The 24937-nt window shown below is 44.0% G+C and carries 16 protein-coding genes; 2 read left to right on the top strand and 14 right to left on the bottom strand.

The genetic code is table 11. The features are described from left to right. Positions 1–39 precede the first annotated feature (39 nt). Together BY457_RS14875 and BY457_RS14880 are read right to left on the bottom strand one after the other, a co-directional pair. Positions 40–2814, bottom strand: coding sequence for a putative glycoside hydrolase (locus tag BY457_RS14875; RefSeq protein WP_106154120.1), 2775 nt, complete (start codon positions 2812–2814; stop codon positions 40–42). A gap of 314 nt (positions 2815–3128) precedes the next feature. Then, a complete protein-coding gene (locus tag BY457_RS14880) occupies positions 3129–5114 on the bottom strand; it encodes a glycoside hydrolase family 97 protein (protein ID WP_106154121.1) in 1986 nt (661 codons plus the stop codon). Positions 5115–5608: 494 nt separating this feature from the next. On the opposite strand from BY457_RS14880, the gene BY457_RS14885 reads away from it, so the two are divergent. Next, positions 5609–5983, top strand: coding sequence for a BlaI/MecI/CopY family transcriptional regulator (locus BY457_RS14885; RefSeq protein ID WP_106154122.1), 375 nt, complete (start codon positions 5609–5611; stop codon positions 5981–5983). Positions 5984–5991: 8 nt separating this feature from the next. Next, positions 5992–7914, top strand: a complete 1923-nt coding sequence (locus tag BY457_RS14890) for a M56 family metallopeptidase (protein ID WP_258176755.1) — start codon at positions 5992–5994, stop codon at positions 7912–7914. Between the two features lie 120 nt (positions 7915–8034). Here BY457_RS14890 and BY457_RS14895 read toward each other — a convergent pair whose 3' ends face one another. The 12 genes from BY457_RS14895 to cobT all read right to left on the bottom strand — a co-directional run bounded on the left by BY457_RS14895 (position 8035) and on the right by cobT (position 24933). Beyond that, the gene (locus BY457_RS14895; RefSeq protein WP_106154124.1) at positions 8035–10248 is read right to left on the bottom strand and encodes a glycoside hydrolase family 3 C-terminal domain-containing protein; all 2214 of its coding nucleotides are present in this window, start codon (positions 10246–10248) and stop codon (positions 8035–8037) included. Between the two features lie 643 nt (positions 10249–10891). Next, positions 10892–12184, bottom strand: coding sequence for a cysteate synthase (locus BY457_RS14900; protein WP_181256500.1), 1293 nt, complete (start codon positions 12182–12184; stop codon positions 10892–10894). A gap of 71 nt (positions 12185–12255) precedes the next feature. Beyond that, entirely contained in the window at positions 12256–14109 is a 1854-nt protein-coding gene (cbiD, locus tag BY457_RS14905) for a cobalt-precorrin-5B (C(1))-methyltransferase CbiD (protein ID WP_106154125.1), read from the bottom strand. A 42-nt stretch (positions 14110–14151) separates the two neighbouring features. Further along, positions 14152–15948: a precorrin-4 C(11)-methyltransferase gene (gene cobM, locus BY457_RS14910; protein ID WP_106154126.1), complete on the bottom strand. Its 1797-nt coding sequence runs from the start codon at positions 15946–15948 to the stop codon at positions 14152–14154. A gap of 4 nt (positions 15949–15952) precedes the next feature. Beyond that, positions 15953–17137, bottom strand: coding sequence for a precorrin-6y C5,15-methyltransferase (decarboxylating) subunit CbiE (gene cbiE, locus BY457_RS14915; protein ID WP_106154127.1), 1185 nt, complete (start codon positions 17135–17137; stop codon positions 15953–15955). Positions 17138–17233: 96 nt separating this feature from the next. After that, positions 17234–18634, bottom strand: a complete 1401-nt coding sequence (cobJ, locus tag BY457_RS14920) for a precorrin-3B C(17)-methyltransferase (RefSeq protein WP_106154128.1) — start codon at positions 18632–18634, stop codon at positions 17234–17236. A gap of 86 nt (positions 18635–18720) precedes the next feature. Then, entirely contained in the window at positions 18721–19428 is a 708-nt protein-coding gene (locus BY457_RS14925) for a precorrin-2 C(20)-methyltransferase (RefSeq protein WP_106154129.1), read from the bottom strand. A gap of 135 nt (positions 19429–19563) precedes the next feature. Continuing rightward, positions 19564–20982 (bottom strand): cobyrinate a,c-diamide synthase, encoded by a 1419-nt coding sequence (locus BY457_RS14930; RefSeq protein WP_106154130.1) that lies wholly within the window; start codon positions 20980–20982, stop codon positions 19564–19566. 62 nt (positions 20983–21044) lie between these two features. Then, the gene (locus tag BY457_RS14935; RefSeq protein ID WP_106154131.1) at positions 21045–21584 is read right to left on the bottom strand and encodes a bifunctional adenosylcobinamide kinase/adenosylcobinamide-phosphate guanylyltransferase; all 540 of its coding nucleotides are present in this window, start codon (positions 21582–21584) and stop codon (positions 21045–21047) included. Between the two features lie 43 nt (positions 21585–21627). Continuing rightward, complete coding sequence (gene cobC, locus BY457_RS14940) at positions 21628–22200, bottom strand: alpha-ribazole phosphatase (protein WP_106154132.1); 573 nt, start codon at positions 22198–22200, stop codon at positions 21628–21630. Positions 22201–22586: 386 nt separating this feature from the next. Continuing rightward, positions 22587–23339: an adenosylcobinamide-GDP ribazoletransferase gene (locus BY457_RS14945; protein WP_258176756.1), complete on the bottom strand. Its 753-nt coding sequence runs from the start codon at positions 23337–23339 to the stop codon at positions 22587–22589. Positions 23340–23856: 517 nt separating this feature from the next. Then, entirely contained in the window at positions 23857–24933 is a 1077-nt protein-coding gene (gene cobT / locus BY457_RS14950; protein ID WP_106154134.1) for a nicotinate-nucleotide--dimethylbenzimidazole phosphoribosyltransferase, read from the bottom strand. Between the last annotated feature and the right edge of the window lie 4 nt (positions 24934–24937).

Raw genomic sequence — 24937 nt, forward strand, 5'->3', positions numbered from 1 at the left:
TGCGACCCCCCCACTCTTCAATTTGAATACCTTTACCTACTATGGTTTTACATAAACCCTGGAGACATAATCCTTACCTGAGACCGATTTGGCTATCATAAAATACCATCCTTTAGGCCACCCGGAGCAGTTAATCCGCACACCTCCGACGCTTTTTAATGTTTTGGACGATTGTATCTTTTGACCGGAAAGATTAAAAATCTCTATAACCTCCAATTCTTCCGGAATATCCAAAACAAAAAAGGTTGCTGCCGGATTGGGAGAAACGCTGACCCTCTCTGCTGAGACAGCATTCAAAAAAGTGGGCTCGGTAACGGAATAGAAAACATCGTCAAAGATGAAACCATGGGACCGGCTGCCCGAACTCACAGCAAAAACATTCCCAACGATGGAAAGATCTAAAGCAGCCGTCTGGTTAAGAAGAGCGGCCATGGGAACCGAAATAAAATGCCATTCTCCGTTGCGCTGCACCCCATAAGGATCGGTACCCGGAGCAAAGAACAATTCTCCTTTTCCACCTTCTTTATCTTCTACCAGTACCGTAAATGAGTCATTGGAGCTTTCAGGAATTTTTATGCTGAAATTAAGAAATCCACCCTGGAAGTGAGACAAGTCCAAGGGTGTTTCTGAAAAGATCCCGAAGCCAGACCAGCCATCTTCAGAAGATTCAAAAGCCAGTAACTCCTCTCCTTCGTAAGGCGTTTGAGTACTCATTTCTGTAAGGTTATTCCAAATATGCAGAAAACCATTCTCCCGATCAATAGCAAAATGTTCCGTAACATCCGTTCTTTCGGTAAAAATGCCATATTGATCAACAGTAATCCCCGTATCCGGGTTACTGCCACCTGAATTCAAATTTGGATTTTCGGGTTGCTCAGCACCTACCGTATAAATTACATCATCGAAAGCAATATTGGATATAGTCCCTCCACTGGCAGCAAAAGGAATACCAACCGCCGATATATCCAATCCCTGTGAGGTCAATTCACTAACCGGAACAGATACGCGGTGCCACTCACCATCACGAGCAAACCCTTCAGGATCCTGACCATTCATAAAATGAAACAAAGCAACAGATCCGCCGGCTCCGTGAATTTCTATTTTAAAATCCTGTTGGGAGGCCGTTTTAACAGAAAAAGAGAGATACCCATCGGCGAAATGCGTTAAATCATGGGAATTATCATCATGAATACCAAATCCCCACCATCCGGCACTTCCCGTAGAACTGAAAGAAAGAAACTCATCCCCGTCATAAGGAGCCGTAGCAGTGGCAGTCAAAGTGTTATCCCAAATAAAAATATGCCCGTCTGCATCATCAATCAAAAATTGTTCCGACACATTGGGGTTTTCGGTAAAAATGCCGTAGAAATCAGCCTCCACTATGTATTCGGGAAGCTGCACAGGATTGTTTCTGTCCGCATTCAAATCATTATTAATCAATGGAGTCTCCGACAAAGAAAAATACACATCATCAATCAGGATATCAGACAAAACGCCTTCACCACCCAACATAAAAACATTCCCTACAGATGAGAAATCAAGTCCCTGCGCAGTCAGATCAGAAACAGGAATAGAAACCGTATGCCATTGATCATTGCGCGCAAAACCATAGGGATCGGTACCGGCATTAAAATTTATTTTGGCCTCATCCTGACTGGTATCACGCATCCCAAGCCAAAATTCTTGATCAGAAGAGGTTCGCATATTAAAATGCAGATAACCATTGGCATAATGAGAAAGATCCACTCCTGCTGATGAGTTTAGTCCAAAACCAAACCAGGATGCGGCAGGATTGCTATAAAGCGCAATCACTTCAGCCCCATCGTAAGAAGGAGCCCCATCAATAGCATCCATGGTTCCCTCCCAAATCTGAAGAGAGTTACCCACATCATCAATAACAAACTTTTCAGCAATATCAGAATTCTCTGTGAAGATACCGTAAACATCGGTTTGAGGAGCCGCTGGAGGAGTTACCACCATTTGTCCACCATCGGCTTCCTGCTGATATACGCGAATGTAATCGACATACATCTTTGCCGGCATTGGAGCCGAGATAGCGTTTGGGTCTGTAATACCGGAAAAAGAACCTCCCACAGCAAGATTGAGAATAAAAAAGTGGGGCCAGTCACGAAACTCCTCCGCATCTTCGCCATCAATATCCATGGCAAAATAAGGATTTGTATCCTCATTAAAATACATTTCGATTCGTGTGGGGGACCATTGAAGCGTAAAAGTATTGTACTCATATAGATTAGCTCCTTCTGCAGCAGTATATTGAGGACCATAACCGGCATAATTTCCACCATTTTCCCAATGTAAGGCTCCGTTAAAAGTACGTTCCTGAGTGCCGGCTGCGATTCCCTCAGCATGTCCGCCCTCTACAATATCTATTTCACCATTGGCGGGCCAGGTTCCTCCCTGCGTTCCGAGCATCCAGAAGGCAGGCCATAATCCATCGGCTAACTGAGGAAGTTTAATACGAGCTTCAATCTTTCCGTATTTAGCAGCTACTTTCCCTTCCGACTTAATCTTTCCTGAGGTAAATTGATAGCCATTGTAACTTTCATATTTGGCGGTTAGAATCAAAGCATTGCCACCCTCTCCATCAGGCCCCACTTCAACATTTTCAGATTTGTAATGCTGCAGCTCCTGATTAGCCCCCGTGTTCCAGATACCAACATTGTTCTCGGTCGTCCAGTAATCGGTATTGAGTTGGGTTCCGTCAAAGTTTTCTTCCCATACCAATTGATACTGGGCATTCATTGCGGCCATGCTGACCAGCAGACCGAAAAAAAACAAGTAAATTTTCTTCATAAAATAAAGGTTTTTGGGATTGTATATCTAAGCTGTTTTATTCATATCACAGGTATCAACAATTCATAATCAGCTCATAGAAAATAAACGTATTAAGAAATGTTAACAAGCCAAAAATCCTTAAGTCATAAAAAACTCATAATCTGAAAAATACAACCTCATAAAAAACTCATACACGGAGTATCAAAAAACACATGAATGAGCGTTTTACTTAATGCCTCACTTTCATGGCAACACAAAAAAAGGAGTGAATTGATTCAGTAAAATTTTTGAATCAATCCACTCCATATTAAAAGAAAGGTCTTCTTATGGCCTTACCTCACAGGTTCAATAACCGCGGCCCATCCACCACCACTTTTCATTTCAATTTTCAGTTTTTGGTCACCGTTAATGGTAATTTCTTCTTTGGTGTAATCACGGGCGGCCCGGTCAGCGTTGATACCATCGGCAAAAACCGTTGCTTTGTAGGCTCCATCACCCAGGAATGAGAAATCAAGTTCCAACTCACGGCCGTTCCAGTCGGTCATAGCTCCCACATACCAGGTATCTCCTTTACGGCGTGCGACAGCCACATAATCGCCAATTTCACCAGCCAGAGGCACTGTTTCATCGAAAACCGTGGGCACCGAAGCAATAAACTCAACACTCTCCGGCTCACGAAGATAGTTGGTAGGATTATCGCACAGCATAGAAAACGGAGAGTCGAATACCACATACATGGCCAACTGGTGAACCCTTGTACCCTGGCTCATTGGATCGCTATGCACAGCCCGCCAATTGAAACGATTGGCATTCTCCATGGCCCCGGGAGTATAATCCATGGGCCCTGCAAGCATACGAATATATGGCACTGTTACATCATACTCCGGAAAATTGTCGTATTCGGTCCACTTGACCTGTTCCAGACCAAAAACCCCTTCATACGTCAGCACATTGGGATAAGTCCGGTGCAATCCGGTAGGCTTGTAAGCACCATGAAACAGCACAAACTGCTCATATTCAGCCGCTTTCTCAGCAGTTTTATAATAAAAGTTGACCATTTTCTGATCGTCACGGTTCATGAAATCGATTTTATACCCTTTGACGCCCATTTCAGAGTATTTTTCAAAAACCTCGTCCATTTTCTGATTGAGAGGAAGCCATCCGGCCCAGAGTACAATATCCACGCCCTTTGAATTGGCATGGTCAACGATTTCCTGAAGATCAATTTCAGGAATCACATTCAGGAGATTGGTACTTTCTGACCAGCCCTCATCCAGGATAACATATTCAATTCCTTTCTCTGCAGCAAAGTCGATGTAATATTTGTAAGTCTCTGTATTGATTCCGGCCTGGAAATCCACATTGTAAATATTCCAGTCGTTCCACCAGTCCCAGGCCACTTTTCCGGGTTTAATCCAGGAAGTATCTTCAATTCGGGAGGGGGAAGCGAGTTTATAGACCAAATCATTGTCGAGCAATTCTGCGTCATTCTTACCCACTGCAACCATTCGCCAGGGGTACGCGCGATTTCCATGAGTTTTGGCAATAAAATCCGCCCTTTTGGTAACATATGACTGAAGATTATTATGTCCACCCTGCTCTTCTTCCAGGGGATAGCCGGCATATTCGGCCTCAAAACCTGTAGCTTCGTCGTTCAAAGACAAAAACATGCCAGGATAATCTTCCAAATCAGCTTCACTAACCACCAAAGAAGTCCCGTCATTGTTTTTTACCAAAAGCGGGGTTATGATTAATGAATCTGCATCAATTTCTTCCAGTTTTAAAACATCATAAGTACTTTCAAAAGAGACCTGGTACCGTCCAACCGGTTCACGTACATAAGGAACATAGAACTCGGAAGCATCCGGGAACACGAACTCAGTTTTCTCACTTTTTATTTTAATTTCGTTTTTGATGGATGTAACAAACCGATAAGCTATACCATCATTATAAGCCCTGAAGATTAAGCTATACCCACCCTTGAAAATCATATTCAACTCATTATATTGGTTGCTGATTTTCGATTTCTTATAGAAGGAGGTTTCAATAATCTCGTTTCGGGAACCGGGAAAAGAATTTCTCAAAACAGGTTCTTCTCCAAAGATTCCGTAGTCTTCCACCTCCAATGCAATAGCAGAAGGCCCCGCTACCAGATTGTCATTTACTTCAAGACTCCAGGTAATTTCATCGGTGACAGCAATGGAAACTTTTAAGCTGCCGTCGGGAGAAACAACCTCCACCATTTCATTCTTTTTCCCATAAGCTGATGAAGCCAATAAAAACATCAGGAACAACAGATTAACTCCAATTTTCTTCATAACAAAGCAGATTTTCTTTATGTTTTTTTCAAAAATAGGTCTATTTTATTAAATATTCTATCAAAGTATAAAATTCACCTATTGTTTGACAGAATTCGTAAAAAGATTTGTATGAACAGGCATTTCTAAGAAACAATAAAACTTACCCCGGGTCGATAACCCGGAGTTATTCAAATTTGCCCCCTACGGGAACGAACCAAGTCTGTCATAGACCCATTATTCCTCAAATATCTTTGAGGCAGGCACTCGCAATGGACTGTGCATCCGGTTGATGGAGAATATGTTGACAGAGAGCTCAGCCCGTGGCAATCATTAAACTTCCACACGCAACTATAAACTCAATCCAAAGTTTTAACAGCCCCCCTATTACAAAGCTAATTTTCAACATCTTACAAATATTGACTATATTTTTAGTTAATTATTTACCACAAAGCTTGACCGACTAATTTTTTAGTCATATATTTGTCATGAAGGATTGACAAAAAAGAAAAGATATGCAACTGACGAAAGCAGAAGAACAAGTAATGCAAATATTGTGGGAACTGGGCGAGGGCGCTGTTCGCGATATTCGTGAAAAATTTCCGGAGCCAAAGCCTGCGCGCAATACGGTATCTACAGTCGTTCGGATTCTCGAAAAGAAAGGATATGCCAGTCATAAAACATTTGGCAATGTGCACGTATTTCATCCGATAGTAAAAAAAGAAGAGTACTCAAAAAGCCAACTCTTCGGGGTAATGAAAAAGTATTTCAACAATTCGTTCCCAACTATGGCTTCCTTTTTTGCCAGGGAAAAAGATCTCTCCATTGAGGAGTTGGAACAACTCATGGAGGAGACCAAAAAAGAACTGAACAGAAAAAAGAAAAAATGAACCTTATTATGGAAGCTTTACTGTCGTATTTGATAAAATCATCCCTCTGGCTCATAGTTTTTGGGCTGATTTACTTCCTCGTTTTGAGCAACGAACGTTTCTTCGTGCTTAATCGTCTGTTTCTGCTTACCGGTTTGCTGTCTGCTATTTTATTCCCTTTGATTACTATCCGTTATCCTGTAACCGTCCCATTAACGCCGATCCCTTTCACTGCCGAAAGCGTGTCAGCACAGACGACACAGACAATCCGGGATCAATTAATCTCATGGGATTTTGTAATGGCAGCCATCATTGTAACGGGAGCATTGTTTTTTCTTCTGAGAGTTACGATCCAAACGCTGACGGTTTTCAGAACCATCAGACGCTCTGAAGTCAAACATCATAACAATCTGAAAATTGTTAAAACCGGAAAGTTCCGGCATTCTTTCTCTTTTTTCACATACATTATTGTCAATCCTTCATCCACAGAGAAAGAATTTCGGGAGATTATGGCCCATGAATCGGCCCATATCCGGCAATATCACTGGATTGATTTGATATTGACCGAACTGTTACGAACCTTTCAATGGTTCAATCCCATGGCCTGGTTTTATGGTCATTTTATCAGACAAAACCATGAATATCTGGCCGATCGCGCGGCTTTAAAAAACACGCCGGATCAGGCAGTTTACAAAGCCATTCTCATCAACCAGTTAATGGGTGGTGAAGCTATCAGACTGGGTCATTCATTCAGTTATTCACTCAACAAAAAACGATTTATCATGATGAAAAATACATCCATTCCTGTCATCCGTAAAATGAAATTACTCATTATTCTTCCGGTAATCGCCTGCATTTTTTATGCATTCTCTCAACCGGAGTATATCTATGAAACAAATGTCAGCACATCCCCGGAAAAAGTTGATGAAATGGAAACGTCTCCAGGAATTGCGGTTGCTGACAATGTTATTGCCGAGAAAGGAGATTCAAAGCTCTTAACATCCGGAGTAACAATACAGGATAAAACTTCAACACCGGAAGTTAACAACAATTCAAATCGTCGGAATGAATTAGCCAGACTTAAAAGGCTGGAGAATAATATCCGGGTACAACAAACCAAGAGAAAAACCATTGAAGGGAAGGTGATTCAGGAAAACGGTGATCCACTTCCCGGAACATCCGTGGTCATTGTCAACACCACCACCGGATCCGTTACAGACAAAGACGGGAGGTTTAAAATTGAAGATGTTGCCGATAACGCTGAAGTTGCTTTCTCTTTTGTGGGCTTCAAAACTGAAACAAAACAACCCGAATTCAATAAAGAGATGGTCGTTCTGCTCCGAAGAGATACTATTCAGAAAGATTTGAACATATCCATTCGTTCGAACGGAAAAACATCTCCTGAAAACAATCCCGTCATCTACCTGGATGGCAAAAAAGTTCCTTTTGAAACGTTAAGTGAGATTTCGCCTGAAAGCATTGAAGCTATTGAAGTATTGAAGGACAAGTCTGCGACTGAAAAGTATGGAGATGAAGGGAAAAACGGGGTGATTCTGATAACTTCGAAAGAGAAAAAGATTCAGTCTGTAGATAAAACCATCCGGGATAAAGGAGAGGATGCACCCACCTACAACGGAGGTCCCATCTTCTTTATTGTCGAAGAAATGCCCCGGTTTCCGGGAGGTACTAAAGCCCTGCATAAATACCTGGCCTCTAAACTGAGGTACCCCGAAGAAGCAAAAGAAAAAGGTATTGAAGGAACAGTTTACGTTACCTACATCATTGCCCCATCAGGTAAGGTTGACAATACCACGGTCGTCAGAGGAGTAGATCCTCTGCTGGATGCGGAGGCCAAGCGGGTTATTGAGGAAATGCCCGACTGGAAACCCGGTAAGCAACGAGGTGTAAACGTAGCAGTGAGTTATACCTCTCCGGTGAACTTTAAACTATAAAACATAAATAGTGGGGCAGAAAGAGAACGTTATCTCTTCTGCCCCACCATCGTCAAAATTTCAATCTACTAAATCAACTTTCCGTATCGCCGAAATCGTCAAAAAACGGCGACGCAGCTGTCATTCCTCAATGACAAACTGATCTTTCAATTGAATATCGGCCGATGAAGCACCGGCCAGTATTTTTATCATTCCGGGTTCTATTACAAAACGATCTTTCTCTGTATCATAATAAGCCAAATCGTCCAGTTTTACCGAAATCTGCACTTTTTTCGTTTCTCCCGGCTCCAAAGTAACTCTCTTAAACCCTTTTAATGTCTTATCAGGGCGTCTGGCAGATGACTCAGGGAAAGATGCATAGATTTGTACCACCTCATCCCCTTTGACTGGACCCGTATTTTTAAGTTTAATGGTAACCAGAAGTTTCTCCTCTTCCTTATTCACAGAAGATTTATTAATACTGATATCCTGCCATTGGAAAGAAGTATAACTCAATCCGAAACCAAACGGATACAAAGGTTCTTCATTAAAATACATATAAGTATGTCCTTTACGGATGTCATATTCCATCATATCCGGAAGCTGCTCCTCAGATTTGGGCCACGTTTGAGTAAGTTTTCCTCCGGGATTGTAATCGCCAAACAGGACATCTGCCAAAGCCGTACCAGTGGATTGTCCGTTGTGGGTGATATGTACAATGGCAGGTAAATTTTCCTGCGACCAATTGATGGCATAGGGAAAACTACTTTGCAAAACCAGAATGGTATTAGGATTGGCCTCAAAAACCCGCTGTGCCAGATATTCATTGGTCAGGCGCAGCGTTTTACGATCCACAGCTTCACGTCCCATCCCCGGATCAGGACAATCCCCCCATCGTTCGCTGTCGCAATAGGGATGGTTGCCCAGCACCACAATGGCAACATCGGCCTGCGATGCTGCCTCCACTGCAGCATTGTAATCGTTATCTGGTGCAAACAGCACATTTTCGGCACCAACTTTTTCTTTGATTCCATCCAGCGGGGTACTCATAAACGGAGGCATTCCACTGTACCAATCGAGCAAAACAGTGTCGGCCAAATGACCAATAACGGCCACTCTTCCCAGTTTATCTGCATTCAGCGGAAGCACCTCTTTTTCGTTTTTTAGTAAGACAACAGATTCCCGGGCCATTTGCAAGGCAGCTTCCTGATGCTCCGGAGTAGTCCACGGAGCCGGGTTGCCATCGCAACCAATGGATGCATAAGAAACCTGCTCCGGAGGATCGAGCTGTCCCAGTTTAATCATCACCCGGTACACCCCTCTTAACACCTCATCCAAATCTTCCTCAGAAAGATACCCATGAGCCAGCGCCCCCCAAACACCTTCTCTGTAATTGTCAAGAAATTGATTCAATCCGGCTTTGATTACGCCTTCTGCCGCCCTGTAAAAACCATCATACGCCTTATGGGCTCTTACCAACAACGTATATCCGCCCCCATCGGTACAAATAATGCCATTTACACCCCACTTCGCCATAGAAATCTCTTTGTGCATAGGATGAATATGAGCAGGAACACCATTCACAGCATTATAGGCAGCCATATAGGCATTGGATCCACCTTCCACAATTGCGCGACGAAAAGTAGCTCCATAATACTCGTAAAAAAGTTGCATATCGAAGTTGGAAGAAGAACTATCCCGGGTATTCTCATTACTGTTGGCCAGAAAATGCTTCAACAAAGAAGCGGTGCGCCAGTATTTTTGATCATCGCCCTGAAGCCCTTTTGTAAAAGCCGTAGAAAGGGTTCCCACTAAAAAGGGATCTTCCCCCAAAACCTCTTCCGTGCGTCCCCAGCGGGGATCACGTCCCAAATCGGCATTGGGAGCCCTTACCACCAGACCTCCTTTACCTATTTCCGGATTTTGAAAGATGTAACGGGCTTCAATGCTTTCAATTTCTCCAGCTTTACGGATAAGTTCAGGATTCCAGGTTGCTCCCATGCCATACGCCTGAGGAAACTGTGTGGTTGGCACCCGCTCATCGCCTTTAGGGGCCCAGTTGGCCGGACCGCCCATGGCTACTCCGTGGTAACCTTCGATATGCGGTGCACCTTTAATGCCGAGCCTCGGCACTGATGGATCAGTACTTAATGCTGACACTTTTTCTTCCAGTGTCATTCGGGAAAGGAGATCATCCACCCGGGTTTCCATATCCAGATCCGGATTCTGATAGGGATAACCGGTCTGTGCCGATGCATTTAATAAGGAAAAGATCCAGGTTAGTATCAGCAAGTAAGGGAGTCCCCGCAACTTCCCGAAATTGTTATTACTTAAGGAAGGAATTCTTGAGTTCATAATAATAAGCTTTATTAGTTATTGTGTACAGCACACTATAAAACTTAAAATTACATTTTTTTATGGAATTAGACAGATTCCTTCCTTCTGTCATAATTTATCCCTCCAAATAGTTCATTACAAATGATCCATACCTATTTAACCTGCATTTACATCGGGAAGTTGTTTTTTAAAAGGCCTAAGGGCATTAAGTAATAATCTGGAGCAATGCCCCGGGAGTATTATTCCCAGGATTTCAGTCTGCTTACACCTTACCTTTTCCTTGTATAAGGCAGGTTAAAAATACTCCGTACATCCCAAAAATAGTTCTAACATTTACTAAAGCATACGACACCTTCAGCGTCGATATCCTATACTTTGCGAAAAGCTAAAAACATAGGAGCCTTTCAGGCTCAGGATGGATTCTCCTAAATAAAAAAGCCTACCTAAAAAGGCATTTTCTTGAATCGGTTATACTGGATCCACAAAACTTAACACTAAGGAACAATCAGGTTTCCGGGTTCCTATACTTCGAAAACCTTATAGCCAGAGTGATGAGAAATTCAAAAATAAATTTTCTTTTTGGCATTGCCCCCCCAAAAAAAAGCCCTCCGACATTCGAAGAGCTTGCTATATAACTCGAAAATTTGCGCTGACAAAATAACTAAAACAGGTCTTTCAGGACTTTCTTCACATCCTCAATATCGGGTTCGATATCAAAAACATAATCCGGTTTCAGGTATTCCACTTCCTTTTCCCGTTTAAAGAGTTCTTCACCTCCACCGGTAATGTTGAGCATTACGATATCATCCTGGGGAACCGTTCCCTTTTCCACTTCTTTAATAAGTGTTGCCGTGGCAATACCTGCCGCCGGATGGATATCACAGCCTTCCAGTTCTTCGAAGAGCGCTGCAGCCTTACGACCTTCCTCATTTGAGGCCACCAAAACTTCGCCCGAAGTATCTTTTAAAGCATCGTACAAACCACCAAAAATAGGATAAGGAGGTTTACGATTTGACAACACTTTGGCATCCATATCTTCTACCTGCCTGCGGGCTTCATCATTATCAAATTCAAGCATCTGGCGGGAATCGGCCTTCCATGCATCATAGATGGGCGTAAACGGAGCGTTTTGTGCCACACGGAGTTTCATAATATTGGTTCCAAACCGTCCATCCACCATCAGTCGCTGATTGGCTTCCCAGGCGGCAATGGCACCGGTTCCACTTCCAACAGCCTGAAAATAATGATCTGGAATGTGTCCGATAAAAGTGGCAGCTGAAAGAACAGTGGTTCCCATACCATCGCGACGGGCCACATTCTTTGCACCACCTTCAGCAAAAAATCCGGGAAGATCGCAAATCATATTGGAAAGATGAATGGCATCGAAATAATCACTTCCGGAGCGGGTACTCACCAGCTTTACATTGCTTTTGATGGGCCGGTCGAACCACATAGCGCTGAGGTTGTCTTCAGGGACACACAGCAAAAGTTTTATATCATTATCGGAACAAACCCTGGCAAATGCACGTGCCGTATTTCCGGCTGATGCAACCACCAAAACACCCTCTGTATCGGCAGTAAGTCTTCCTCCAACAGAATAGGCTTCGGTCTCCTTAAACGAACAGGTCGGCATGAACGCCCCTTTTTCGGGCCAGTATCCGCTAAAAGTAATGTAAAGATTATTCAACCCCAGATGTTTGGCCAATCCCTCACTCTTGTAGGTTACAGGAGGTGCGGACCCCTGAAGCATGTGATTGACAGGCAACCAGTCAGCAAACTTGAATAAACCCAAAGATTCGTCTTTCAGATTTAGCTGAACCTCCTCATATACAGCCCTAATCAAAGAGGGATCATCCTCTCCCGGAGCATCAAGTGTCCAACCTTTATCAACAAATTCTTGTCCTGTTTTAACAGATTGCAGTAAATACTGAGTAGGAACAAATTGTGAAGCCATTTCTTTTAAGTATTAATTTTCGCGGTGCAAAAATAAAAGAATTAAAGGACTTATCCTTGTCCGGAACACAATTAATGCGCTGAACCGCTGCTACACTCAATCTTAATCCGGCTTCCCTTTCCTGTCAGCATTACAAATCTAAAAAGAACATCTTCCGGAATCAAAGGTTTGCAAACTTCAAAACATTTTGTGCCAATGGCCTGAAAAAAAAGAGGCGAAACTTGCGGCGGAATTATATCCAAGACAGCATTGGCCATCTTAACGGATTCAATTTTATCAATCACATCAGATGTAAATCCACAGTTCCGTGCAATACCTGCCAAAAAATCCGAATCGAAGCGACAATTTTTACTGTGGGTATTCAAATTCCCGGCAGCCAGCTTGGTACTTTTCGCGAACATCAAAGCCAAAGTGATTTTTTCAGCGCCCTCTTCCACCGCCAGCCTAATGGTATCTCCAATCAGATTTCCAAAATGCACAAAAGCGGTATCCGGCAGGTGAGAAAAATCTGACCGAATCAGGTTTTCGCTTCGCTTTCCGGAAGTCAATACAACTTCACGAAAACCGGTTTCCATGGCAACAGCCAACTGAGGACGAATGCTTGCCAGAAAAGCTTCGGATGAAAAAGGGATTACCCGCCCTGATGTTCCAATGATTGAAATGCCCCCTTCCACTCCGACTCTGGGATTGAAGGTTTTCGCGGCCAGTTTTTCTCCCTCCGGCACAAAAGCTCTCACCTCGAACCCGGTCTCCAGGTCATACTCTTGTGCGAGATGTCCCAACATTTTGGACACCATTTGACGAGGAACCGGATTAATGGCGGGTTGCCCCACCGGAATCTGTAACCCGGAAAGAGTCACCCTTCCCACTCCTTTTCCCTGTAAAAATTTCACCCCTGAAGCGGAGCATATTTTCAGTTCACAACCAATTTCATGACCATGAATCACATCGGCATCGTCACCCGCATCTTTAATCACTATGCAGGAGGCTTTTGAATCTTCAATCTTTCCCGGAAAAACAGGCAACACAACTTCACTTCCATCCGGGAGCATAACAGAAACTTCATCCGGGAAATCACCAGTCATCAATCCCAGGAAGCAGGCTTTCGCTGCAGCTGTAAGGCAGGTTCCGGTGGTGTATCCCTTTCGGAGAGCCGATTTATCCTGCATCAGCTCCTTTCGTAGTTGATAAAATCGCTGCAAAAACTCTTTTTGTGAAAATACTTTGTAAGAAAAATCAGGCAATGGAGGACGTCGAACCATCCAGAGCGGAACCTTCAGCAATGAAGCAGCCTCTATTTTGCTCTGAATAAAGCCCGAAGCACCGCTTTCCTTACTAAGCAAAACCCGGGCTCCGGTTTTCTTTGCCAGGGCAACAATACTGTCAACATCTTCATCGGGAGCCATCGGAATTACCAAATGTTGAGGAATACCATATTCATTGGCTTTATAGCGGCTCAGGCGGGTATCCAGAATCCGGAAATAGCATTGCCGGCTTTGCCATACCGCACGAAGCTTTGGAATGGTCTGCACTCCGGTAAGTGCAAGAATATTTTCGAATTCACTATTCAGCAAAGCCTCCTCCAAAGAAACAAAGTCATCAAAAAAACGCACATGATTATTGTTCAAGAAGTCAGGGACAGGACGCTCGAAACGAAGGGTTGTAATATTACATCTGATGGCTGCATTCTGGATATTATGATGCAAATCCACAGCAAAAGGATGAGCTGCATCAATAATGAGCCGAATGCCTTTAGTACTGCAAAACTTAGCCATCGCATCAGCATCCATAGCCCCGACAATCAATCTACCTCCAACCTTCTGAGAGGTCTGCGCTTTGGTAGAATAATAATAATCCTGTCCGATTATACCCAAAAGTCTGGCTGCCTTTCGGCCTTCTGTCGTGCCACCAAATAGTAGAATCATAGTTTTCTGCTTTGTGCATGGGGCATGGAGCAATGGGAAACACTATTCTCCATGCTCTCTGCTCTCGGCCTTAATTCCTTCCCTGAACTCATGTGTAAACGATGGGTCGTACAACTTCGAAAAACCGGAACGATTATCGATGGCTTTCCCAACTACAATAAGGGTTGTCATCTTCAAGTTATTTTCCTCCACTGTTTGTACAAGTGTATCAAGCGTACACCGATAGATTTTTTCATCCTTCCAGGTAAGTTTGTAACACACAGCCACGGGCGTTTCGGGCGGATAATGCGTTAACAACTCCTGCTGTACTTTGACAGCTATTGCGGCACTCAGATAAATACACATGGTACTTAGCGATTCCGCAAGTTTGTGCAATTGCTCACGTTCCGGCATAAGAGTGCGCCCTTCACCCCGGGTAAGGACAATGGTTTGCACCTCCTCCGGAATGGTAAACTGAGATTTCAAAGCTGCTGCCGCTGCCTGAAATGAGGAGATACCCGGTGTTATATGATATTGCCATCCCCATTGATCCATAATATTCATCTGTTCCTGAATGGCTCCGTAGATACAAGGATCACCGGTATGCAGGCGAACAATTAACAGCCCCCGGTCGTAGAAGCGCTTCATGCTCTTCATTTGCAGCATCAAATCCATTCCTGCCGAACTTTCCACCACACATCCGGGTTTGGCATAATTGGTCAGCTCCCGTGGCACCAGACTTCCGGCATAAAGAATATAATCGGCCGCCTGAAGCATTCGTTTCCCTTTAACTGAGATTAATTCCGGATCGCCCGGTCCCGCCCCTACAATTTCCACAAAACCTTTCCGTTCAAAGCGTCGATCGATGGCAACAGCATAAGTAAAGTTTTTGTCTGCGACGTGTCCCTTGGTTTTCTCAATCAGCAAATTATTATTAGCCAGATGCATGGCCGAAGCCTCGGCAACTCCGGCGGAACCGGTCATCTCTCTTACCCGTTCCGATGGATTTGGAACCTTATACTTACTGAGTTCGTCACCAGAAAAATAACGCAACGGAATGTTCCACTTTTCACTCAACTTCAGAAAAGCCGGCTCATTTTTTTTCAATTCAACTGTTCCCAGGGATGCCAGGGAAAGCGGGGAAATACCTTTCTGCTGAAAACCATCCAGCAGCAGTTTCTCAAACTCATCGAAGAGCAAATCCCGCTGACAGCCAATTCCGGCGTGTAGCATGGGGGGGCGATAAAAAATGGCCTTGGTGCCAAAATCGTAAAGAAACGGCGTGATTGCTATAATTAACTGATAATCATCAGGATTTACCGCCGAACCCTTTAAAAAGAGATCCACATGAGAAGGGAGTTCAGTTTCCAGAAATAAAGTTCCCTTATCTCTGGCTTCCAACAGTAAAGCTGTTTTCCGGCCATTGACAAAAGCAGCCATCAGTCGGGTGAGATTTCCTGAACATTCCATTTTCCAGTTAAAGCGGGCCGGCAGAGCATCCAGGGCCCACAACCGGGACGTATCACTAACCGTCGTAATGACGGGCTGAGCACCCATTCGTTTTGAAAGGCTACATGCAAGCTCATTGGCGCCCCCCAGATGGCCCGAAACCACCGGCTGAACAAATTGTCCGTTGGCATCGATATTTATTACGGCCGGGTCCGTTTTTTTATCTTTCAGGAAAGGAGCTATTTCGCGAACACAAATGCCCAGGGCACCAATAAATATCAGTGCCTTATTCTCTGCCCATAGCTGATCGTAATTTTTTGGGGATCGGATTATGGTCGCTTCCAGACCAGCTTCTATCAATCTTTTTGCCAGTCGCTGGCCTTTATCGGAATGGGTGATAATTGTTTGCATATATTTATCTTTTCTTCTCTGCTATCAGAATAGAGATGGGGTTATGATCGTCCACCTGAATTTGTTGTTGTTGTATTATCTCAGATTGATTGTGAGAGCACCAGTTCAGAAACCGAGTCCTGCTCTCGCCGGAAACAGAATTAAACCCAATGACACCACCAGTAAGCAGGTATTTGTTTACATCATTCAATACCTCCTCCATTTTGCCACCATAGCCACCAATAAAAACGGCATCGGGAGCAACCAATTTCTCTTTTTTTGCTTTTAAAAAATCACCGATAATCAAATAAACCCCCGGAGCCTGAAATTTTCGGGCATTTCGATGAATGATGCCTTCCGATTCGGGACGAATCTCAAAAGCAGTTACCTGCAAATGAGGATGGCTTAATCTGGCTTCAATCGACACACTCCCGGTACAAGCACCCACATCCCAAAAACTCTTGCGCTTATGAAGCTGCATCAATGCCAGAGTGGTAATTCTAATCGGCATTTTTGTAATCATGCGGGGACGGCCCTCCAAAGGTTCAAAATCCGTTTCGTGAATACCCCCGGACGGAATGGCATTATTGGTTTTTTCCAGAAAAAAGCAATTGGGATGACAGAAATCCATTTCCAACACTTCATCCAAATCCAGTGTCAGCACCCGCTCGTTTTCTCCTCCCATTTTTTCACCGTAAAACATTCGGTAATTGGTATATCCATAAGAAATCATCCTCCTGCCAATTTCAACAGGCGTCTTTTTACGGTCAGTGAGAACAGCCATGCGGCTTGCACCCATAATCAAAGCCTTATCAAAAGCACCCCACGGGCGCCCTGTCAGCGATACCACTGGATATTCACCATAGTTAATCCCCAAACGATGAGCCAGTAATTGCAGGGAGTTAAATTGTGGCAGCAACTTGATTTCTGCATCCGGGAACACACGTTTTAAGGTATTGCCGATGCCAAAAAACAATGGGTCACCCGAAGCTAAAATCACCCAGTTGCCCTTCTTATTTTGAATATCTTCAAACAAACCCGACAAAGGCACCACAATAGGACTCCAATGATAGGTCTCCGGCAGGTACTTCTTTACCAATTCATGATGACGATTGCCTCCGGCAAAAAAATTCGCCGATGCAATGAAGGTTTGCACCTCTTCGGTAAATTCCGGAAGCCTGTCGTTAATGCCAATGATGGTTATCTTCATATTATTTTCTTTTGTGCTTCAAGAATCTTTGTACTGCTCTCCTGGGCGAATAGGAATTCGCTATACCACTCCGGGCGAATAGGAATTCGCCCCACCTCACAATCCATCACCGGGATGCATCGCCTGGGCATCGTCCCAGCTCAAAATGGCATTGATGATGGTTGCCGCCACATTGCTGCCACCTTTCCGACCATCCACAATAACCGCAGGAACCTCAGGACATCCGAACTTCAACTGCCATTTGCTTTCACGAACATTAACAAATCCTACCGGAGCCGCGACAACTCCGACGGGTTGAGCCTGCCCGTTTCTTATGAGCTTTACCAGTTCCATCAATGCAGTAGGCGCATTTCCAAAGGCAAAGAGGGCATCAGGATGCTCCTGCACGGCCAGACGAATACCTGCCTGTGTACGGGTGATATTTTTATTGGCAGCCAACGTTTTAACGCGGTCATCATCAAGATAGCATTTTACCTCAACGCCCAGTTTATTAAGGGTTTCCCGACGAATTCCACGGGTGACCATCGAAACATCGGTGACAATAACCGGAGGTTTCCCGGAATAAAAAACCTTATGCAACCTGGCAACCATATCATTTCGGATTTCGAGCAAATTGTTCATGCCAAAATCGGCCGTGGTATGAATACAATGCAGGGCCACCCATGTATGATCCAGAGGTTGGTTTTCAACATTCAGGCCCTTTAAAATGGTGCGAAAACTCTCATTCATAATCTGACGACCGGGTTTGTCCTCCTGCGTTCCTTTCTGATTATAGTAACCACGAGGCGTCACCATGTGATTATTAATCATGCGTGTTTGGCTATTGCCTACCATCACCAGGGAAAACATATCCACCATCGAAGCATCCAGTTCTTCAATGGTCAGGAAATTCAATTGCTCATCCTTTCGCCCCACATTCCGTGCAATACAAACACAAGTCAGAGGAGACCGAAACTGCAAAAAAATGTCCCGGAGCCGCATTAGTTGCCAGAATCGTCCCTTGCTGACAGGATTGTAAACAGCAGTCACGAAATCAGCCCCGGCAGCTGCCTCAATCCGTTTTTCAATTCGTTCCCAGGGCGTGAGCAAGTCGGACAAAGAAATCGAACAAAAATCATGTCCCAACGGTGCCCCCATGCGTGCTGCAGCAGTAAACATGGCACTGATACCCGGAACAACTTCAATTTCCACCTCCGATGCACGTTCCTCTTTCATCTCCCAAAGAAGCGGGGCCATCCCGTAAACTCCTGAATCACCGCTGCTGATAACCGAGACTGTTTTCCCTTTTTCAGCCTCCTTAAAAGCCGATTTGGCACGATCCCGCTCTTTCTTCATACCTGTGCTGATCGCCTCTTTCCCTTTGGTGAGGTGACCGATGTATTCGAAATAATGGTGGTAGCCAACAATAGTATCGGATGCCTTCAAGGCTTCTACTGCCTGGGGAGTCATCTGATTCTGGTCACCGGGACCAATACCTATGGTGTATATTTTGCTCATAAAATAGTATGGTTGAAGGAGAAAAAGGTAATAGGGTAATATGGTAAAAGATGAAGTACTTTCTATACATTCATCGTTCAACCTTTCTACCCTTCCACCATTGTCCCGCTGTAAAACATTATCACTGAAAAATAAGGAATCTCCCTATCCTTTAAATCCTCCACATTTGAGGTAACAAACTCATCGGTTGTGCCAGCCTTTTCCACATAAAGGAAAGGACGAGAGCATTGCTTCAGGTGGTGATACCAGCCGGTAAGCACTTTCATTTTCATTACCACCAGCGTGTTGTCAGGATTTTCCTGAAGCATTTGGGATATCTGCGCAAAGCTTTTTGGTCGGGCAATAAGATTAAATCCGGCACTACCTTCTACAATTGGCAAATGCCCCAGACTCCCGGCTGCGATAAAAGCAGGAATCCCTGAAACCACTTTACACTCTACACCATCGGCCTTGGCCATCTTCAACAAATATCCGAAGGTGCTATAGAAAAGCAAGTCGCCCTCATTAACAACGGCTACTTCCTTACCCTCAACCATAGCTCCCTTCAACATTTGATAAGCCTTCCGGTAAATCTCATCCCGGTTTTTATCCGTCATGGGAATGATTAATGGCCGAAACTCCGTTCTTATATCCAGCTGCTGTAAGATTTCCAAAGAGAAAGATTTTACCCTCCCTGATTCGGAATACGTGGCCGGATAATAGATCACATCTGCCTGTTGTAAAGCTTTTAACGCTTTCAGGGTAATCATCTCCGGATCGCCGGGGCCGAGACCTATACCTGTTAGTTTTTTCATGTTTTTTTAAAGCAAGAGATTCTCTTAACCTTCAAACAAGAGACGCTTGTTCAAGCATCTTTACTTGCTCTTATCCTAATCTCTTATGATTACATCAATTTCAATTCCCTTTTTCACCATTTGTTCCTTTCATCATTAATCCCCTAAAACAAGCTTCAGAAAACGCTTCATTCGCCCAGGTTCTCCCAAATACAAGTGCATGTAAGAAGCCCACACCCCCTTGTGACGGAAGACCGGCATTTCAATCTGTTTGCCCCGGGCTGATTTCACCACATATTCAGGTGTGGTACAGGCATTCAACAATTCGGAATAATGAAATTCATGGCCCCTTAAGGAAAAAGGTTCTCCACTCACCTCCCGATATCCCAAATGGAGTTTCATATCTTTAAAAGAGGTTGAAAAATCGAATACTCCTGCCATGGGAAACGACGAACCATCTTTAAGTATTATCTCTTTCCCCAGATACATCATTCCACCACATTCGGCCACAATGGCTTTTCCTGATTCTGCAAACTTTCGAATTGCAGATAGCATCAGACGATTCTTAGATAACTCCCCAGCAAATAATTCAGGATATCCTCCGGGCAACCAGATAAGATCCGCATCAGGTAAGTTTTTATCAGATATTGGAGAAAAGTACTCCAACGTCCCCAAAGCCTTGAGACAATCTAAATTTGCCTGATACGTAAAATTAAAAGCTTTGTCGGAAGCAATGGCTATTTTTAGATTTTGCGATTCAAAGGAAGCCTCTCCAAAGTCTCCACATTTATTATTCCGAACACTTTGAGGTAGGGAAGATTGCTGACAAAGAGATTCTTCACTCCGTTCAGAATGACAAAAGCCGCTAGAATCTGGATGTTTTGTATTCTCTCCCGGCACCCCTCCAGCTGCCTCAAGCAAGGCTGGAACCAGCACATGCTCCTTTATGAGATCTGCCGCTTTTTTTACTATTTCAGCCTCTTTTCCTTCACCCGGCATGTGTAATCCCAAATGCCGGTCATCAATGGCCAAAGCCTTATCTCTTGGCACATATCCCAGTGCTTTAACACCTGAATCTTCTGCTGCTTCTTTCAGAAATTGGTAATGAGAATCTCCTGCCACCTTATTGAAAATGACGCCGGCCAGTCGAATACCCCGATCGAAATGCTTAAATCCATACAAAAGAGGGGCAACAGAATAAGCCACACTGGAAGCATCCACCACCAAAACCACCGGGACATCCAATAACCGGGCGATGGCAGCCGAACTTCCCTCATCCTTTCGGGCTCCATCAAACAAGCCCATAACACCCTCCACAACACCCACCCCGGCATCTTTCATCTGAGAATGAAAAATTGATTTTACATGGCTTTCTGATGACATCCACAAATCCAGATTGTAAGAAGATCTACCAGCAATGGCCGTATGATGCATCGGATCGATGTAATCGGGGCCGCATTTAAATGGTTGCACACAATAACCCTGGTCACTAATAGCTTTAATGAGTCCCAGTGTTATCAAGGTCTTCCCCGAATTACTTTTGGGCGCGGCAATAAGAAAGGTTGGTTTTGTCATATCTAAATAAATTTGCAAGGTGCAGAGGGCTTGGTGTAAATAGAAAAGCCGTTTGACAACTTCTATGCACCATGCGCCGTGCCCTTTGCTCCAGGCCCTTTAAGTTGCAAGGGCAATCCTGCCACCATCAGCGTTGCTACATCGGCCAGGCCTGCAATGTGCTGATTCATCCATCCCTGCAGATCGGTAAAACGTCTTGCAACCGCGCTCTCAGCATGGCCGCCCAGCCCTATCTCATTGGAAATAACGATTAGGGTGACATCCTTCGTAATCAGTTTGCCAAACTCTTCTTTAGCCATTTCTAAAACCTCATCCACCGACATATCCTGATGATCAAAAAAGAGGTTGGTAAGCCACAATGTGACGCAATCCAGCACCACAACCCGGCCCGACACTTTACAATCAGAAATATTCAGCGGTTCTTCAATATTTGTCCATTCGGAACCACGATCCCTTTGATGGCGTTCCACTCGCTGGCGAAAATCATCATCCCAAATACGAGCAGTAGCCAAATAAACAGGGTTGGATGATATTTTCAACGCCAGCTTTTGGGCGTAACTGCTTTTTCCTGATCGTTGTCCGCCTGTGATGAAATAAAGCATTATTTAGATATTAGATGATTAGACAATAGATAATAGAGGCTTCCTACAAATATTTCACTTTATAATATTCGCTATTGTACCATTCCAAACAAATCACATCTCCGTAATCGATATGCATGGCAAATATCTTCCGGGGCGATGCTTCCAACAGATGAGCCAGTAAAGCTCTCAACAATCCGGCATGAGTAACCACCATAATGTTCGTGTGACCGGTATTCACCAATTCATTCAGAAAGGAAAGAACCCGATGCTGCACGTCAAAAAAATTCTCTCCCCCATGAATTTTACAATTGATAAAATCCTGCCCCCACTGCTCTTGCTCCTCTTCAGGAATATCGATCCAGGGTACCATTTCCCATCGGCCAAAATTGATCTCCCGAATGCGTTCGGAAGTCACGACCATCCGATCTTGCATCAATGCTCCGGCAAGCATGGTACATCGCGAAAGCGGACTGGAATAGCAGATGTCAACACTCGTACCATTAAGTTTAGTCCGGGCTTTAGCAGCTGCTTTTTCCAAAGATTCAGCAGATGGTTTCACATCTGAGTTGCCATAGCAAACGCCTGGAGGAGCTTCTGTTTTAGGATGTCGAATAAAATAGATGTTCTTTGACATAATATTTTATTTTAAACGCAAAGAATTAAAGAAATTTTCTCCAGGTTAATCTGGGTTCTAACTTCCAATCTTATACCTTTTTTCATTTTTGTTAAGCTTTAGCTTAATATTGCATAGGTATTTAAAGAATGTTTCAAACAATCAGGGATACCTTCCATTTCTTTTTGATGAGTAATCTCCAATTATATCTCCGACCCCTAAGCGGGTCTCATATTTATAGCCAAATAACAATGAGAAAATATCGACCCCGAAGGCGGTCGAATACAATTCACTATTTTTCGGTTGTTCGACACCTTCAGCGTCGGGTGACATATGTATGCCGCGTTAGCTATAAATATTGGAGCCCTTCAGGCTCCTTTTCAACAAGAGCAAACTCCCATCAAATTTCAACCAACACCAATCAACAAAACAGCCATTACCAACACCTCATTTACCTGCTGTACAGCCCCCAGGCAATCTCCGGTATATCCACCAATTCGTTTTTGAAACCATTTTCCTGACAATAGAGAAAACACAGTGACAACAGGAACCGTCACCAGCACCCACCAGGATTCAAACAACAACAGTGGAGAAAATCCAAGTACAGTTGCCCAGAAAAACCGCATCCATGAAATGGGATGACTGGTATCGCGTGACTTAGACTCCCCGGTTGGCCGGGCATAACTCCAACCCATAGATATTATCAGGGTTGACCACCGACTCAACACATGGGAAGTAATCAAAATAACAGGTATCCACAAGGCATTTATTTCTATAAGCAAAGCGATTTTGAGTGCAAATAAAAGCACTACACCTATTAGCGCATAGGCTCCAACACGCGAATCTTTCATTATCTTCAATCGCTGGTCTTTACTATATCCCCCACCAAAAGCATCACAAACATCCGCAAATCCATCCTCATGGAAAGCACCTGTCACCAACACACTCGCACCCAACGAAACAATTACAGCCACTGATTGTGGCAAATAAAGATGGGGCAGCCAAAAGACAAGAGCTCCCAAACCTCCCACGATAAAGCCAATCATGGGAAACCAGGTTAAGGCCAGTTGCTGATTCTCTTTTCGATACTCCACTTTAAACGGCAAAGGCAGCCGGGTGAAGTAGAGAATTGAGGAAAAAAGGATATTTAGTTCTCGCATAAGCATTGATGGTTAAAAGCAGAGTGCAGAGTGCAGAGTGCAGAGTGCAAAGAGTGTGTGTTTGTCCACTCCATGCACTTAACGCAATATCCAATGCACCTTTATTTTAGACCTGTTGAAAAAGTCAGCAGTTCCAAATATCTAATTTTTTATTATTGTTCTTTTTGGCATTGCCCCAAAAAGAAACCAATCCCGAATTAAGTTTTGTAAGGTTTTTTGGCCTTAAAGCCAAAAACCAACAAAAACTATTCTCGGGAAGTCCGTTTAAACCTATCCGCCCGCATCAAGCTTAATTTCCGGCTGACCCGCAAGGCTCTGAAGTCGTCCATTAAGCCTTCTCGCCAACCGCCGGCCCGGAAAACGGACAGGCCAGCCCGCCATTTAAACAGTCAATCTCTTTTAATCACAAAAGAGTTGTTTAGTTAGCAGGTTGTTTTACAAGGTTGCCTCTCTGGTGCAGACTAAATTCAAGGATTGCTTATACAATCTTGTACTTTCAAAAAAAACAATAAACACTTTATTTCGTCACAATATTTCCGGTTTCATCTACCACATTATAAACTTTTGCTTCACCAAAGGAGGTCATTTCATTAAGCATAGCCACACTTCCCTGAATGATTGGATAGGCAATAGCAGAGCCTGTTCCCTCCCCCAAACGAAGATCAAGATTTAGCAACGGCCGACCGTTCATGTAATTAAGCATTTTCACATGTCCATGCTCTTTGGAACAATGAGAAAAAACAGCATAATCCCGAACAGTGGGACAAATTTCGTAAGCTGCTAAAAATGCCGACGTCGTGATAAAACCATCCACAACAATGAGCATTCGACGTTGAGCCGCTTCCAGCATTCCACCTACCATAGTGGCAATTTCAAGACCTCCATAAGCGGCAAGATTCGCTTCTGGTTTTTCAAGAATGCCATGTTTCTCGATGGCCTGTTGCAATACACCAGATTTTTTTTGAATCCCCTTCTGATCCAACCCACATCCGGGACCAGTACACTCCTCCAGAGACAGCCCGGTATAAACAGACAGTAATGCAGTTGCAGGAGAGGAATTTCCAATACCCATCTCACCAAACCCAACAACATTACTCCCTTTTTCAGCAAAAAGGGCCACCACATCCCGACCGTTCTGAATTGCCTTGTCACATTCCTCCTGTGTCATGGCGGGTTCTTTCAAGAAATTTCGTGTTGCTTTGCGAACCTTTTTATCAATCAATCTCGGATGAGGTTCAAAATCGTGATCAACACCTGCATCCACTACATACAAATCGAAACCATATTGTTTACAAAATAGTCCGATTCCACCGCCACCATTGATAAAATTATTCACCTGCTGCCAGGTAATCTCCGGAGGCACCGGACTTACCCCTTCCTCGGTGATGCCGTGGTCGGATGCCACTGTAAGCATCACAGGCGATTTTAATTCAGGCCTTGTACTTTCCTGAATGAGACCAATTCGTAAGGCCAACTCTTCAAGATATCCCAAAGAGCCCACCGGCTTAGTCTTCTGGTCTATATTGTGCTGAAGAAGTTTTCTCAACTCACCATTTTCGATGGGCTGAATGTTTAGGTTTTTAAGTGAATTCATAGTT

The organism is Marinilabilia salmonicolor, from assembly GCF_003003035.1.
Classification (GTDB): Bacteria; Bacteroidota; Bacteroidia; order Bacteroidales; family Marinilabiliaceae; genus Marinilabilia; species Marinilabilia salmonicolor_A.